This window comes from Lactobacillus sp. WILCCON 0149 (genome assembly GCF_057197965.1).
In genome coordinates this window covers 1-15,166 of the sequence record NZ_JBUBHO010000003.1, presented here as the reverse complement: position 1 = coordinate 15,166, position 15,166 = coordinate 1, and the positions used below count along the sequence as shown (strand labels likewise).

Sequence of the window (15,166 nt, the reverse complement as noted above, 5' to 3'; positions counted from 1 at the left end):
AAAGGCACTTGCTGGCAGATCGGCAGGGACGCACATGCTGATTGCCAGCTGTCTGCAAAAAAACTAAAAAGCAATTCTGACTCGTTCAGCATTAGCGTGCTACAATAACAGTAAGCATACGAGATTGGTTTTATCCGATCGCTGAAGCTGATTTTTGAACCAATTGGCCTTGTCCTGAAAAGGGCAAGGCCTTTTTGATGTGTCTTGCTTTTTAGCAGGCTACCCTGTTTTGAAAATAAGGAAGTCCCGTTATCTGCTTCATATAAGCATTTCTATGGGCTTGACTACTGAACATTATTCAACTTTTTGCCTTAGTTCTTAAAACTTTTTGTCCCAAAAGCACAAAAAGGCTTGCATTTTAATATATTACGTAGTAAGATATAACTATAAGGATTGCGAGGCTTAATCCCCGGTCTTTGGACCGTAAAATTTTTTAGAATCTGTTGTCCCAAATTTGGAACAATTCGCTATAATAAAACACGGGACGGAGGAAAAAGAAAATGGAAAAGTTCGTACAGAAAGTTAACTTAAAGCTGGATAAGAAAGGCCGCAAATACTGGACGGTCATTCAGCACTGGAAAGGCCGTGGCAGCATTGAGCGCGACTATGAAGTGAAGATGGTGATTGATGATTCAAACAAGGACCTTAAGGCAGGCACTGAGCTTACAGATTATCTTGTCGAAGTTCAAAAGGAAGTGAGCCGTTATGGCACCAAGCGCCTCCTTGTACCAATTAATAGCGAGAAATACAAGGAAGATCGCTCAGAAAGCATCTACAATGCCTTAAAGAACAAGTGGGAAGATGAAAGCTTCATTCCGTCTCCAAGCGATGTCAGCTATGCTGAAGATCAGAGAGAAGAACTTAAAAAGCTCAAAGTCACCAAATACGATGACGAGATTGTCAAGCTCATGCATTCAGCCGTTACGAAGATAACGTTTGGTCATACGGTGACATTTATTATGCCGAGTACGATGACATTTCAAGCACCGATGAAGGCAAGGAAGCAATTGCCAAGTACAAGGCTCAAAAAGAAGCTGAAAAACAAGCAAGACTCAACACTGTAAAGCGTGGCAAAGCCTTGTGCAAGCTGGAAAACTGGATCAAAGAGCACAATCAGCTTTCAGAAGGCGAGCGCGTTACCTTGAACCTGTCTGGCTTAAAGATGATCTATGATAATCGCAGTATCTATGGTGGGGGCGAATCCATTGCTGTGGACGAAGGTAAGAAGCAGATTTGGTATCTCATCAATCACCATGCTGATGGCGACAATTGGAGCGTAAACAACGTTTACTTCGATGCTGATTTAACTGACGGGGATGGGGATGCTATTGGCTTTATGGCATCTTCAGACGAGTGTAAGCAGTTGGTCGATGAACTTGTAAAGCTGCAGAATCAATAAATCGTAGGAATAACATCACTGAGAAATGGAATTACCGAAAATGTGGAAAGCACAAATACGGGAATGTAAGATTGCAGGAGGGGGAGAGGTGGCGGCAGAAAAGGCAGAAAGGGGGATGAAGACCAATGAAAAAGCTTGAGCTGAATGATGAAAGCCTTGAGTATCTGCACAAAGCAGAGTTAGTACTCAAGAACCCAGAAAACAGTCGAGTAATGATCTCCCAAAAAACGGGGATTCCTTACGCGACTGTAAGAAAGCTGGTATCTGAACCAGAGCGTTTAGAACACACCAGATGGTCAGTGATTATGCTGCTGGCACAGCTTTTTGACGAACTGACCAACCAGTAAGTGAAATGAAAAGATTAGGACGAGCATAAGGAAGCAAGAAAATCATGGAAAAACTTGTTAATCTCGAGTCTTATCCCGTACAGGTTGCCTTGCAACTTTTGCTGGCTGATAAGACGTCGGAAAAGAATATTGTTTTCGCCACAGGCACTTATGATGGCATTGACCCTCATGAGCATATGACTGAAGATCTGCTGAGAAAAATTGACATTCAGCCAAGGGTTGAAAAATCATCTGAAGAGCAATCACTGCGGACGAAAAAAAAGGCAGAAGTGTTTACCCCAAGCTGGGTTGTCAACCAGATGAATAACTACTGCGATGAAAATTGGTTCGGCAAAAAAAACGTTTTTAACGTTGAAGACAAAGAAAACCACACGTGGCGCTATATAGCAGACACTATTGAAATGCCTAGTGGCAAGACTTGGCAAGAATATGTACAGCTTCTCAAAATGGAAATCACCTGCGGTGAAGCACCGTTCATTGTCAGCCGGTATGATCCATCAACTGGCAGAAGAATCTCAGTAGGCGACCGGATTGGAGTGCTTGATAGAAAGCTGCGCATCGTAGGAGAACATAAGCAGAATGAATCAGAATGGCGGAAATGGGCTACCGTAGCACTTCAAAGCTCATATGGCTATGAATTCCAAGGGGACAACCTGCTTATTGCACGCGTAAATATTCTTGATACGCTGTGCGAATATCGTGATAATAGATTTGGCGGGAGAACTGACAACGATCAAATCAAAGACTGGGCGGAAATCATTGCTTGGAATTTTTGGCAGATGGATGGCTTTAGTGGGTGCATTCCTTTTGGGAAGGTAAGAGAACCAGTACAAACCAGCTTTTGGCAAGATCCCTCTGAAATAGAGGTGCCGGTAGTAGATACGGAATGCAAGATACGCGATTGGCGTACTGATGAAGTGATAACGTATAATTCGATGAAAGAAGGAATTTGAAATGAAGTTTGACTTTATTGTAGGAAACCCTCCATATCAAGCAGAACAAAATGGTAGAGCTCTGCCAGTGTATGGCACCTTTATGGACGCAACTTATACACTTGCAAATGTTGTAGAGCTCATTACTCCAGCTAGGTTTCTATTTAATGCTGGCCAAACTAGTAAGGACTGGAATCGAAAAATGTTGTCTGATAGTCATTTAAAGGTGCTAGACTATTCAGCCAACAGTAATACGTATTTTGCGGGTGTCGATATAAAAGGGGGGGTAGCCATTACACTTAGAGACAAAAAGAAAAAGTTTGGTGCTATCGGTACATTTATCCCATCTCCAATAATGCGCTCCGTACTTGAAAAAGTGAAAAAGAAGGATGGGTTTGTTTCTCTAAAGGATATTGTATTTACGAGTAGTAAATATGCACTTGCAAATATTTATGCTGACCATCCAGACTATAAAAAGTATATTAAGCATAACGGAAAAGATAGTCAAATAGATACAAATGCATTCGGGAAAATGCCGATATTTGATAGTGAATGCTCAGATGTTAAAAATAGTATCCAAATGTATGGGAGAATTGATAACAAACGAGCCCTTTACTGGACAAAAGAAAAATATATTGCTGACTCTGGGAACCTTTACAAATACAAAGTATTTGTCTCTAAAGTTAATGGGACGGGTGATTTTGGCATTGCATTAAGTCAACCGGTGATTGGAAAACCGAGAATTGGCTCAACACAATCATTCTTGGGGATTGGGGCGTTTGAAACAGAACGAGAAGCTGAGAACTTGTTGAAATATTTGAAAGGGAAGTTTTCAAGAGCTATGCTCTGTACTTTGAAAATAACTCAAGATAACAATCCTAGCAAATGGGCTAATATACCTCTTCAGGACTTTACTTCTAACTCAGATATTGATTGGTCAAAATCAATTCCAGAAATTGATCAGCAACTCTACAAGAAGTATGGATTAGATGACGATGAAATCAAGTTTATCGAGACTCACGTAAAGGGGATGAACTAAGATGACTGCAACTAAAGCACCTGAAATTAAGCCAGTCAAGCGTGTTTTGCCAACGATTTATTGCTATACCACGCCAGATATTCCAAAGCATGATGGGTGGTGCAAGATTGGGTATACGGAACGTGACCCACAAAAGAGAATCAACGAGCAAACCGAAACTGCTGATGTCAATCCAGACTTTAAGTGGGCCGCTAATGCATTTTACAGTACGGATCCGCATGGCTCTTTTACTGATCATGAGTTTCACAGATATTTGGTCCGGCAAGGCGTTGAGAGAAAGAAGGCTAACGCCAAAAAGGGGAAAAAGCACCAGCCAGAATGGTTTAAAATTTCCCCTAGAGATGCTGAAAAGAAACTTAAGGACTTTGTTTTTCATGATGAAGAAATTCCAGAAGATGATCTGCAAGTCATGCCGTATACTCTTAGAGATGAGCAAGCAGCAGCCGTGCAAAAGACAGCTGGCTACTTTAAAGAGCATCCTAATGAGCATCCATCATTCTTATGGAATGCTAAGCCTCGCTTTGGCAAGACGTTGACTGCTTACGATCTTTGTAAGCAAATGGGATTCCAGAACATCCTTGTAGTTACCAATCGTCCTGCGGTTGCTAATTCGTGGTATCAAGACTACATGAAATTCTTTGGCCCAGGATCGGGATACTATTTTGTATCGGATCTTGATGAGCTTCAAAAATCTGATAAGGCAAGATACGTTTATACTTACGAAGAGTATAAACAGAAGTGCAAAACTGATTATGATGACAAGATCAAAGGCCTCGTTGAATTTGTCAGCTTGCAAAACATCAAAGGGTCGAAATATTTGACTGCTGACGGTGAGGGCTATGACAAGCTGATGGAACTTAGCAATCGTAAGGTAAATGGTCGTCAAGTGGGCTTGACATGGGACATTTTGATTGTTGACGAAGCACATGAAGCTGTTGACACCAAAAAGACTGAAGCTGCTTTTGCACACATCGACCGCAAGTATACCCTCTACCTTTCTGGTACTCCATTTAAGGCCTTGGCTCAAGGCAAGTTTACAGAAGAAATGATTTTTAACTGGTCATACGCCGACGAACAAAAGTCAAAGGAAGATTGGAACAAAGAGGAGGGGACCGGCCTTTATGCTGCTCCTAATCCATATGAGACGCTCCCTAAGTTAAATCTTTACACCTACCGCATGAGCGATATTGCCAGAGAGGAGATCAGGAGAGGCGTAGAGTCTGACAATGGCATTGACGAGTATGCCTTTGACTTGAATGAATTCTTTGCTACCAGTGGTGACAGCATGCGGTTCATCCACGATAAAGACGTAGACAAATTCTTAGACATGCTGATGACAGGGAAAGGATTCCCATTCTCGACTCCTGAACTGAGAGACCAGTTGGCACACACTTTCTGGATTCTTGATCGGGTAAACAGCGCCAAGGCTCTCAAAGCAAAGCTTGAAAAGAGGGAAGATTTCAGTGATTATGAGATCATCTTGGCAGCAGGTGATGGCCGCTCTGAAGAAGATGAGCAGCTTGAAAGTGATAAGTCTTATGACAGAGTAATGAAAGCCATTGATCGAGCGGAGAATGCAGATCCTGCTGACGGATCTAAGAAGCACAAGACGATTACGCTCTCAGTTGGACAATTGACAACCGGGGTTACAGTTCCGCAATGGACGGGCGTATTTATTCTCAGAAACTGGAAGAGCGCCTCTGAGTACATGCAAGCAGCTTTCAGATGTCAAAATCCGTGGCTTCGCAGACTGTCAGATGAAACCTATGAGCGCAAGGAAAATTCATACGTATTTGACTTTGACCCAGCACGTACTCTGGACATGTACTATGAGTTTGCAAATGGCCTTTTGCCAGATGCCAAGGAACCAGATCTGCTGTCCACCAAGACCAAAAAAGACCGCATCAAGAGACTGCTCAATTACTTCCCGGTGTATGGGCAGGATGACTATGGAAAAATGGTTACGCTTGACACCGGCGACATTCTCAGTATTCCAGGAAAGATTCACGTCAGAGAAGTGGTTGACAGTGGCTTTATGAGCAATTTCCTGTTTGATAATCTTCCTAACGTGTTCCGTGCAAATGACTTGACTGCTCTTGACGATGCTTTGAAAGAAGTCAATGACGCACCTGGCTTTGCACCGGTTAGACCAAGCGAAGACGTAAATATTGATCTTAATACCGGTGATATTACGGTTGATGAAGACGGTAAGGCACATGTGGGTGAAGACTACTCGGGCTTAGGTCAAAAAGTCTTTGAAAATGTGGACGTGAACGAAGAGCGGGAGAAAGCCGAAAAGGCGGATCAAGAAAAGGGTGAAGAACATCACTCAACAGACTTTGATCCGACTCGCAAGTCTAACGAAGAATTCGAAGAGCTGCTGAGTAATGAGGCAAAGCCGATTGCCAACCAATATACCAGTGTTATTACTGCCGCCGTTGAAGATGTGAAGAAGCAAGACAACGGTCATTCACAGAGCACGCTGAAGAATAGCAAGCGCTTAGAGAAAAATATTAAGCGTGCTGTTCACAAGAAAGTAGCAGATACTGTTGAACAGGAGCATAACAAATATCGTTACGAGCAGAACAAGAAGATTGAGCAACATAAGAAAGATGTTGAGCAAGCTCGCAATGAAGGTAAAAATGACACTGAAATCACTCAAATGGATCGGAAGTTTGAAGAGGGACAGAAATCGGATTTCGATAAGCTGAAAGAAAGAATCAGTGCTAAGCTTACATCGCAAGAGTTTGCAAATGAACTGCAAAAAACGACTGAAAATACTATTAACCAGGCTGAAGCGCAAAGCAAGACGGACGATAAGATGAATGAAGTCAAAACAAATCTTCGGCATCTGTGCCGTGCTATTCCTTCGTTCTTGATGGCTTACGGCGATAAAGAGACAACGCTTGCCAACTTTGATAAGAAGGTTAAAGATGATGTCTTTCGGGAAGTAACTGGTATTGGCTTGGCCACTTTCCGCTTCTTGCGTGATGGTGGAGATTACTATGAACGTGATGCAAGCGGTAATCAAATCCGCAATGATGAATACAAGCATCATTTTGATGGCCATGTCTTCAATGAAACGGTCTTTAATGAATCGATAGTAGCCTTCTTAGATAAAAAAGATGAACTGGCAGACTGGTTCAACGAAGAACATGATGAAGACATCTTCTCGTATATTCCTCCACAAAAGACCAATCAAATCTTTACTCCAAAGAAGGTAGTCGTGCAGATGGTGGACATGCTTGAAAAAGAGAATCCTGGCTGCTTTGATGATGATCAAGCCACTTTTGCGGATTTGTACGTGAAATCAGGCATGTACATCACGGAGATCGTCAAGCGGCTGATGGAAAGCAATGTTATGAAGGAGAAATATCCTGACGAGCATGAACGCCTGCAGCATATTTTTGCCAAGCAAGTTTACGGATTAGCTCCAACGAAAATTATTTATCTTATTGCACACGAGTATATCTTTGGCTTTGACCAAGATGGATCAATTGATGACAGCCACTTTAAGCATTTTGATACTTTGCCAGCAGCAAAAGAAGGGAATCTTGAAGAAGAGCTGGATAAGCTGTTTGGCTAGCTAAGGATCGATAACTGAACACATGCTAAAAAGCGAGTTTCCAATTACTTGGAAGCTCGCTTTTCTTGTTGGCAGCATAGAAAAAGGCCTGCACCAAGCGGCACAGGCCAGATGTACTAGAAACATCAGCACTGTTTGATATAGCGGGCGGTAGCAGTTGCCCGCAAAAAACATTTTAGCACAGAGTTAAGAATAACAGAATGATAAGAACAGAAAGCGCTCCGATTTCAAATCGGAGCGCTTATTGTGTTGCTTAGTAGTTTAGCTGAAGAAGTCTCCACCTTTAACTTCAGGAGTTGATTCGGAATCCTTCTTCTTAGATTTTGAGTCATTCTTTGCCCTGGCTCTTGGTTTGCTTGCCTTTTCAATTTTGCTTACAGGAATATCCTCTTCAGCATTCTCGTCGTCCTCAAGTTCATGATCGGCATAGAATTGTTTATCGTGGTCAGCGCTACTTGTCGCAGAACTCTCATGGCTGTAAGTGGCTGTTTCGTTGGTTGGGTCGTAATTTGTTTCCATGCCGTTGAAACGGAATGAGGAGTTCTTCAAGACGCTTTCAAAGATGTCTTCGTCAGTACGTCCTGTCGTGTTGATGAACATGCGGATCAGCAATTCAATAGATGCTGATCTATTGAGCTGTGCATCAAGCCACTCTTTGACTTTGGGATTGCTTGTAAAGAGGGAATAGCGTTTGTTGTCGCCGCTCCCCGGATTTGTTCTTTTACTCATAGTTGCTGCCCTCGGTCATTAAAACTTCTGAATCTGCGCCATCATCTTCAAGCCTAGGACATTCATGGTCTGGGCGAATTCTGCTGGCACAAATACTACAGGACCAAGGCCGTGCTTTTCTGCTACCTTCATCAACATAGCACGCAGGTCGCTATGCTTTGCCATCGGCACTGCGCCGCCACCGTAAACGTAGATGACGTCCAGCTTTTCGTTGACATTGCCTGCTGAAGCGATCTTGTCAACAGTTTCACTGATTTCGTCTGCCAACGGCTTGAGTTGCTGGTAGACAGTAGCCTTAATCTTGTTGTAGCGGTCTCTCTTCCATGGCATGGGCTCGTTTGAAAGGTATGACATCAAGTCTTCTGCAGTTGAGAAGCTGATTCTTTCCTCAGACAATGCCATCATGGCTCTGCCGAGAACTGAGCCATAGCCCTGGTTGATTGATACTGATGCTGAGTTAAGCATCTTGTTGTCGATGCCAACTGAAAAGTCAGTGGTGCCTTGTCCAATGTCGATGCACAGGGTGTTTTGTGCGTTCAAGAGGCTGTCCAGAACGTCTTCTGGGACTGAGCCATAGTTTTCCTTCAAGTCATCAAAAACGCCCTTCTTGAAGTTGGAGCTGGCGTTTACGAATACAAGGTGGGCGATGGTGCCTTCTTGCCCTACGTATACCTTGTCGAACTTCAATGATACCGTGATCGGGTCTTTGAAGTTGTGGAAGGTTACAGTGTGAGTGCAGTCGGTGTAGCGGCTGCCGTATGCTTCGGTCTTGTCCTTGCTCTTGCCTTCTGAAATTGGCAAAGCTGTCGTCATGTTGACGTGAACGGTAATAGGAGCAAAGATATCTTCTCCGCTTTCGTATGCGCTCTTTACGGCTTTGGCTGCAATTGTTGCCAAAGTTACAAACACAGGCATGTCGGTTTCAGACTTGTCCGTGTTGGCATATACGTTCATGCCTCTGGTGATCAAACCAGCGTTGACTGCTGAATCACCCACAAAAAAGCGTCCAGGCATGTTGATTGAGCCACTGGCAATGGAAACATCAATATGCTTCATAAAGTCTTCCATGTACTTTTCAGTACTTGCGCTCTTATCAAAATCTTCGATGCTTGGAGCTTGGAAGCTTTGAATTTCAGCAACCACTGATGGCTCATAAATGTATTCACCATCGATATCTGCCTTGATTGAGCTGTAGCCCAAATCGTTTGCCACTGTCATAATCTTGTTTTTAGTCATTTTAAACTCACCTTTCTAGTGTGTGCAAATGCACGTTGTTTTACTTACGTTTACTATTTTAGCACGTGAATTTGCACTCGTCAGAATCTCTTTTTACTTTTTTGGCCCTTGCTTTGTAGATTTTGGTGCTTATAGTAATACTTGTTTGCTGATTGTGTACGCATGCTGGAGTAAGCCTTTTTAGCTTGCTAAAAATACAAGCAAAAACAGGAAATCCTGTTTTATAGCCGTTCTTCATTATATTTAGACGCATAAGACATTATATAAGAAAACATGAAAGGAAAAATCGTTATGGAACAAACCGAAAACGACAAGATGCTGAACAGCCTTTTAAGCGGCGTTCAACAAGTACCAGCAAAGCCTGCTGAAGAAGAAATTGAAGAAAAACAAGAACAGCCTGCTGAACAAGAACAGGCACAACAAGAAACTGCTCCTGCACAAGAAGCAGCTGGAGACGATCAAGAAGAAGAACGGGTACAATACAACTATGAAACGCCTAGCGAAACCGGCGATGCTCGGGACTTCATCAAGTCTGCCGAAGCTATTCCTGAAGAAAAGCTGGGCAGCCTGGCCAAGCAGCGCCGGAACATGGCTATGGCAGCCGCTAGAAGATACGACGTTACTGTAGACGATCTTCTGTGGGCTGAAGCAGAATCATTGGAACAATTCATCTACAATGGCCGCAAGGTAACAATGCTCAAGATGCGCTTGCGTGACAGCGGTCTTCCTGTATACGTTTCTCAAAACGTTGCTGGTACCAACTTCCGTCACATGGAAACCTTCATTGGTCACAGCTATACTGTTGCGGTCAACTTCTTCATCAACGTTAACGAAGGCGAAGTAGATCCGAAGTACATCGTTCTTGCTTCAATTCAGCAAGCTGAATTTGCTGTAAAGGGTGTTGTTTATGGTGAACTGAACAGCAGCAACGAAGAAAGAGCAGAAAAGGCCCGCAGAGAGCCACATGAGGGCGTTGTGACTGGCTTGATCCGGATCAACCCAAGATTCACCAATGACCGGCCAATGCCGGAAATTCAAAGATGGATCGTCTTCTTTGAATACCAAGGGGTTCAATTCAGCATGCCAGCCCGCAACTTCAACTACTTGAGCAGCGTTAAGCCAGTTTCAGAACAAATCTCAATTGGCGAGCGCTTCGTATTCCGCTTCACCAGCGCTACCAAGAAGGACTATCAAAAGGACAACCGTGCCGTCAAGGAAATGATGAGCAATGGCGACAACTTGCGAGCACCAAAGGGTACCTACTACGAAGTAAATGCTACTGCTCTTGACTTTAGACGCAATCCAGCTGCAGATCTGCGCACGAAGCTGAACAACGGCACTGTATTCTTGGCACACGTTACTCAATACAACAGCGTTCGTGGTTTGATTGTCGAAGTTGCTCCTGGCTGGGAAATCAAGGCCTTCCTGGACAATCGTTTTGCCAACGTCAAGCTGGGGGACAGAGACGTTGCCGCGCACACTCCTGTAACCGTTAAGCTGAACAGACTTGACTTCAACCACCGCGTAGGCCAATGCCAAGTAATCGCGTTCCCACAAGGAACTAAGGGGAGCATGCTGTATTAATAGGTGGGAGTGATCGCAATGGATAAAAAATATATCCGGCCTTTCAACGATCCCAGCGGTAAAATTGTCCCCATGTCAGAAAACAGCTTTATGGGTTCAAACGGTGAATTGTATCTTCCTTCATATCTTACGCAGGAAGAGACAGAAGAACTGTCGCCGATTACTCGCAATTATCAAGACCCAAACTATGATTCTTTGAAGAATTCAGTTAAAAGCAAGCGGAGATACAACTCTTCATTGGATTATTCTTCACTTTTAGAAAAGATGAATGATCTGGATTTGATGATTTTGAGCTTTATTGGCGGCTTTTCATCGGTTCAAAAGCTGCATGTCTACCGTCAATGTGAGCTGTTCAAAAACAAGCTGGAACAAAATGGCAAGGCACTGACACTCAACGACGCAGACAAGTCTCTGAAGCGGCTTGAAAAGTGGGGGCTTATTCTCAAGAACAACTTTGAAAAGCAAGATCAAGATGGCAAGAAAAGAATCTTGTGCTACACGCTTGACGTGGAAGGGTATCTTTTCTTGAAGAACTATTTTGCAAGCTCTCTGTACGTCAACAATCCTGACGATATGTTTTTAAAGAGAAAATATGAAGCCTTTTCACACTTGCGCTGCTGGGAATGCGTTGATGTATACCAGTTCTTCCAGTCTTTGCCATCCTTTAAAGGCTTCAACACATCGTTTTCTGGAACGAAGCAGGATCTGCCACACCCTGGCGGCCCACTTGTTTATTCGCCTTTGCAGATTTCACTGAGAATCATGTATCGGCCGAATGTGGAAGGAATCTTGAACTTAGTTTGCTATCCATGCATTCAAACTGACCGCGTAGACTTTTACAAGAAGGTCGTTGATCGTTGGGAAGAGTGGATTTCTACGGATGAAAAGGGAAATCCACTCGAGAAGCCAAATGTTCAGAAGGAGATCCCACGACTTCTGCCAGGACTCAATGCCTTGGCAATTATCGTTCCGGATGAAGCAACTGCAACGTATTTGAATGCCAATTTGGAGCTCTACAAGAAGGACTCGCTGATCGTATTCATTGTTCTCAATAGAATTCAGAGCATGGGTGTATTGCACGCCCTGCTGCTTCCTAATGAGCAGCATTATGATGAAGTATCTGAGAGCTACGTAGGAAAGTTGGAAGAATGGAAGATTAAGGAGCTTCTAACAGGGTGATTCGCATGATTAAGCATAAAAAGAAGATCTTTGCGCTGCTTTCATCTCTTGCAGTTGTGGCCATTTTTTTAACCGGCTGCAGCAGTGCTACTCAACCAAAGGCATTGAGCAGTCAATCGTCGTCAAGCTCTTCCAGTTCGGAAGTAGCTGATGCAACGCTGAATTATGGAATGCTCACGCAAGCACAGGGTATTTTATCCATTCCAATCGTCTTGACCAACAATACTGACAGTGATATGGATATGAGCTCTGATAATTTTATTTTGAAGGCGTATGGCCATGAGATTAAGCCGTTTCAGATTTCTGGCGAAGCATCAGACTTTCATGAAACGATCGGGTCAGGGAGCAGCTATCAAAATGTTCTTAGCTACTATTTGGGGACCACTTTAACTAGTAAAGAGTTGAAGCACGTAACCTTGTACTACAAGATGGATAATGGCAAGCTAGCCAGAGCGACGGAAGAGACGGACGACACCCCAACTGCATCCATAGGCAATTACACAAGCTTGAGCGACTATTACAGCAATACGATCGATTACAACACTCAAGCAGAAGACGATGCCAAAGAAGGAAACGATACTACTTCAATTGGAGATCAGTTTAACGATTCCGACTATGACAAGCTGTATTTCTGGATTATTGGGTCCAAGCATAATAAAAAGCAGATCTATCTGAAGATTGCTAACAAGACAAATACTGATTTCTATCTTGACTTCAGCAGCTTTGAGCTGGTTAATGCTAACGGCAATGAAACGCACATTGATCCCAACTACCAAGGGAATACCTTGCTGATTCCACATGGAAAGACGATGAATGCTGTTGCTCCGCTTGAGCGCGCCATTTCTACCGATGACGCGCCATACACGGTTGAGTTTAGGACCAATTCAAATTCTAGTTTCTTTGATACCGAAAAGGCATTTCATCCGGTTGAGTTTGTCATCAGCAACAGTAAGCTTCTTAAAGATGCCTTTACTGTATCTCCAGATCAATATCCTGAAAGCGGAATTAGCTGGAAGAAGCCAAAGCTGTCTGGCAACACTTTGACGATTGGCGTCAGTTTGAGAGATTACTTCGTAATTCATGCCGAGGCTGAAAAATTTAAGCTGGTTGGAGTAAACAAGGATGGAACTGCTGGCGACACAGAAGTCCCAATCTCTGTATCGCCTTTGGACATTAACGGTGATGAAACCATCAAATTAAAGTTCAACAGCTTAGAAGCCATAAAGACTTACAAAAAGATAGTCTTAAAGTATGGCGATGAGACGCTTTCTACAATCAAAGGATGAGATAATTACAATCCCGTGAAGAAATACTGCTGCAAACTAGGAAAAAGCTATGCAGCAGTATTTTTTTGATAATGTAACCGCTTGTCTTTTTGGCGAAAATTTTATAAAATTTTGATGGATCTTTGTAAAAAATAGAAGTGGGGAAGTTAATTGGTTAGATCAATAATCAACAGACGGCGTACGATTCAAAATCTCGAAGTCACCTCGCCATTAATGTATGCAATGCAGGATTGGTCGTGGAAGTATGGTGAAGACTCTGAATACATGTATCCAGCCAAGCTTAACGATGCGGGCGTATTTATTTTTTCGAACCATGTTGAGAGATATGAGGATCACAAGTTAAGCTGCAATGGCTGTACTGAAGATTTGTTGTTACGCGAGTTAGATGAAATGGATAGCCGGTTGGATGAAAGAATTAGCTATACAAATGTGAATAAGGATAGTAAGAATCCAGGCCCAGAATTGGGATATATTAGACGCAGAAACGTGCACAAGCTTTGGGGGGAGAACACGATTGATTTCTTCTATCCTCGAGGTGACGAGATCTATACTGGTGAATACATGTACACTCGCAATGGTGTCAGCATTCCGGTCCTCAAAATAGAAGTTTATCTCCTGTTGCGCGACAAAAAAGACTTTAGCAATGACGAAATCAGATGCTATTTTGGCATTTCTGGCACGGCTTTTAAAACGTTCTTGAAAATTAAAGATGAAACTTTTAAGGAAATGAACAAGCTGCGTGAGTTAAGTGATGAAGATGGGCCGTCTGTTGGACTCGTACGGATCAATACATCTGGTGTCATTAAAATGTATAACCAAAAGATTGATGAAGAGCGCAAGAAGGCAAGAAAACAAGCTGAAAAAAGCATTTTTGCTAGAGGCAGACTCAAGATGTAAGAAAAATAGGAAGCAAAAGCGCTGCTCTATCGCAGCGTTTTGTTTTTTTGCAGCAATGTACTTTACAAAGTACGACTATCGTGGTTAAATTATAGGTAGAAGCATATATTGGCTGCCGTGCAGTCACGTGATGAGGTGAGAAAAATGAAAAAGAGTCCTATTTTATATGTCTTGGAAAATGACAAGAATCACCCAACAAGCGTAGAAGAACGCCTAAAGGCCGCAAATGAGATGATGAATAAGTTCCAGATGATTCTCGAACACAATTCTAATCAAGCAGCCCGGATGCTGAACTGCAGAAAGCGTGGAAATTCAATCAAGTCATATTTTCCTAGAGGCGACGAGATTTTTGCGGATGGATTTACATACGATGAAGAAGGGCACAAGCATCATGAATATGTCCCGGAAGTGTATCTCAAGCTGAAGACCATAGATGCGCCAAACAGCGACAACGGTTACAGTGATGCTGAAATTAAGAAGTACTTCAAGATCACGTCAACTGAGTGGAACTACTTTAAGCAGACCTATTTCCCGGATTGGACTGACGAAAAGGCTCGTGAAGCTTATCTGCAATATGGCGGGGAGAAGGCAAGAAAATGGTACAAGAAATGGAATGAAGAAGATAAGCTTCTCGTAGACGTTCAAGTAACCGCACAAGGCAGAGTTATCTTCAGCAGAAACTTTGTTAAGCATTCTGCCGAGATGTAGCCGCAAGCTTATATTTTTTGACTACACTTCTGAAGTGTATGATGAAAAGTGGAAGGAGGCTGGCTATGCCAGTAAGCGAGGCACGAAAGCGTGCAAATAAAAATGGGACAATAAAAACAAGGACCGCGTTCGCTATCTAAAGCAGAGATCAGCATGCAGAAAGTTTATCCAGGCAGCAACGCTGACTGATTTGCGTGAAATTCAGCTGCTGATAGACAAGCGCAGAACGGGTGTGACTGCTAAA

The 15,166-nt window shown here is 43.0% G+C and carries 13 protein-coding genes; 11 read left to right on the top strand and 2 right to left on the bottom strand.

Going from position 1 to position 15,166, the window contains the following annotated elements:
• The first annotated feature begins 500 nt into the window (after nucleotides 1-500).
• The 6 genes from ACYVUV_RS11480 (at nucleotide 501) to ACYVUV_RS11455 (ending at nucleotide 7,303) form a co-directional block, all read left to right on the top strand.
• Nucleotides 501-1,064 carry a hypothetical protein gene (locus tag ACYVUV_RS11480; RefSeq protein WP_484499427.1) on the top strand — a complete coding sequence of 188 codons (564 nt, stop codon included), beginning with the start codon at nucleotides 501-503 and terminating at the stop codon, nucleotides 1,062-1,064.
• Between the two features lie 14 nt (nucleotides 1,065-1,078).
• Nucleotides 1,079-1,399, top strand: a complete 321-nt coding sequence (locus ACYVUV_RS11475; protein WP_484499426.1) for a hypothetical protein — start codon at nucleotides 1,079-1,081, stop codon at nucleotides 1,397-1,399.
• Nucleotides 1,400-1,524: 125 nt separating this feature from the next.
• Nucleotides 1,525-1,746, top strand: coding sequence for a hypothetical protein (locus ACYVUV_RS11470; RefSeq protein ID WP_484499425.1), 222 nt, complete (start codon nucleotides 1,525-1,527; stop codon nucleotides 1,744-1,746).
• Nucleotides 1,747-1,790: 44 nt separating this feature from the next.
• Nucleotides 1,791-2,699, top strand: a complete 909-nt coding sequence (locus ACYVUV_RS11465; RefSeq protein ID WP_484499424.1) for a restriction endonuclease subunit M — start codon at nucleotides 1,791-1,793, stop codon at nucleotides 2,697-2,699.
• 1 nt (nucleotide 2,700) lies between these two features.
• Complete coding sequence (locus ACYVUV_RS11460) at nucleotides 2,701-3,717, top strand: Eco57I restriction-modification methylase domain-containing protein (RefSeq protein ID WP_484499423.1); 1,017 nt, start codon at nucleotides 2,701-2,703, stop codon at nucleotides 3,715-3,717.
• A gap of 1 nt (nucleotide 3,718) precedes the next feature.
• The gene (locus ACYVUV_RS11455) at nucleotides 3,719-7,303 is read left to right on the top strand and encodes a DEAD/DEAH box helicase family protein (RefSeq protein WP_484499422.1); all 3,585 of its coding nucleotides are present in this window, start codon (nucleotides 3,719-3,721) and stop codon (nucleotides 7,301-7,303) included.
• Between the two features lie 261 nt (nucleotides 7,304-7,564).
• On the opposite strand, the gene ACYVUV_RS11450 is transcribed toward ACYVUV_RS11455, so the two are convergent.
• Complete coding sequence (locus ACYVUV_RS11450) at nucleotides 7,565-8,032, bottom strand: hypothetical protein (protein ID WP_484499421.1); 468 nt, start codon at nucleotides 8,030-8,032, stop codon at nucleotides 7,565-7,567.
• An 18-nt stretch (nucleotides 8,033-8,050) separates the two neighbouring features.
• The gene (locus tag ACYVUV_RS11445) at nucleotides 8,051-9,268 is read right to left on the bottom strand and encodes a ParM/StbA family protein (protein ID WP_484499420.1); all 1,218 of its coding nucleotides are present in this window, start codon (nucleotides 9,266-9,268) and stop codon (nucleotides 8,051-8,053) included.
• A gap of 291 nt (nucleotides 9,269-9,559) precedes the next feature.
• Here ACYVUV_RS11445 and ACYVUV_RS11440 point away from each other — a divergent pair, with 291 nt between their 5' ends.
• From ACYVUV_RS11440 to ACYVUV_RS11420, 5 genes are all read left to right on the top strand, one after another.
• The gene (locus ACYVUV_RS11440; RefSeq protein WP_484499419.1) at nucleotides 9,560-10,852 is read left to right on the top strand and encodes a hypothetical protein; all 1,293 of its coding nucleotides are present in this window, start codon (nucleotides 9,560-9,562) and stop codon (nucleotides 10,850-10,852) included.
• 18 nt (nucleotides 10,853-10,870) lie between these two features.
• Entirely contained in the window at nucleotides 10,871-12,031 is a 1,161-nt protein-coding gene (locus tag ACYVUV_RS11435; RefSeq protein WP_484499418.1) for a hypothetical protein, read from the top strand.
• Nucleotides 12,032-12,036: 5 nt separating this feature from the next.
• Nucleotides 12,037-13,317 (top strand): hypothetical protein, encoded by a 1,281-nt coding sequence (locus tag ACYVUV_RS11430; protein WP_484499417.1) that lies wholly within the window; start codon nucleotides 12,037-12,039, stop codon nucleotides 13,315-13,317.
• A gap of 264 nt (nucleotides 13,318-13,581) precedes the next feature.
• Complete coding sequence (locus ACYVUV_RS11425; protein WP_484499416.1) at nucleotides 13,582-14,214, top strand: hypothetical protein; 633 nt, start codon at nucleotides 13,582-13,584, stop codon at nucleotides 14,212-14,214.
• Between the two features lie 144 nt (nucleotides 14,215-14,358).
• Complete coding sequence (locus tag ACYVUV_RS11420) at nucleotides 14,359-14,922, top strand: hypothetical protein (protein WP_484499415.1); 564 nt, start codon at nucleotides 14,359-14,361, stop codon at nucleotides 14,920-14,922.
• Nucleotides 14,923-15,166: the final 244 nt, after the last annotated feature.

Coding starts and splice junctions, on each gene's coding strand:
- ACYVUV_RS11435 (WP_484499418.1), top strand. CDS start 10,871: ATGGATAAAAAATATATCCGGCCTTTCAACGATCCCAGCGGTAAAATT.
- ACYVUV_RS11440 (WP_484499419.1), top strand. CDS start 9,560: ATGGAACAAACCGAAAACGACAAGATGCTGAACAGCCTTTTAAGCGGC.
- ACYVUV_RS11470 (WP_484499425.1), top strand. CDS start 1,525: ATGAAAAAGCTTGAGCTGAATGATGAAAGCCTTGAGTATCTGCACAAA.
- ACYVUV_RS11455 (WP_484499422.1), top strand. CDS start 3,719: ATGACTGCAACTAAAGCACCTGAAATTAAGCCAGTCAAGCGTGTTTTG.
- ACYVUV_RS11460 (WP_484499423.1), top strand. CDS start 2,701: ATGAAGTTTGACTTTATTGTAGGAAACCCTCCATATCAAGCAGAACAA.
- ACYVUV_RS11445 (WP_484499420.1), bottom strand. CDS start 9,268: ATGACTAAAAACAAGATTATGACAGTGGCAAACGATTTGGGCTACAGC.
- ACYVUV_RS11425 (WP_484499416.1), top strand. CDS start 13,582: ATGTATCCAGCCAAGCTTAACGATGCGGGCGTATTTATTTTTTCGAAC.
- ACYVUV_RS11430 (WP_484499417.1), top strand. CDS start 12,037: ATGATTAAGCATAAAAAGAAGATCTTTGCGCTGCTTTCATCTCTTGCA.
- ACYVUV_RS11465 (WP_484499424.1), top strand. CDS start 1,791: ATGGAAAAACTTGTTAATCTCGAGTCTTATCCCGTACAGGTTGCCTTG.
- ACYVUV_RS11420 (WP_484499415.1), top strand. CDS start 14,359: ATGAAAAAGAGTCCTATTTTATATGTCTTGGAAAATGACAAGAATCAC.
- ACYVUV_RS11450 (WP_484499421.1), bottom strand. CDS start 8,032: ATGAGTAAAAGAACAAATCCGGGGAGCGGCGACAACAAACGCTATTCC.
- ACYVUV_RS11480 (WP_484499427.1), top strand. CDS start 501: ATGGAAAAGTTCGTACAGAAAGTTAACTTAAAGCTGGATAAGAAAGGC.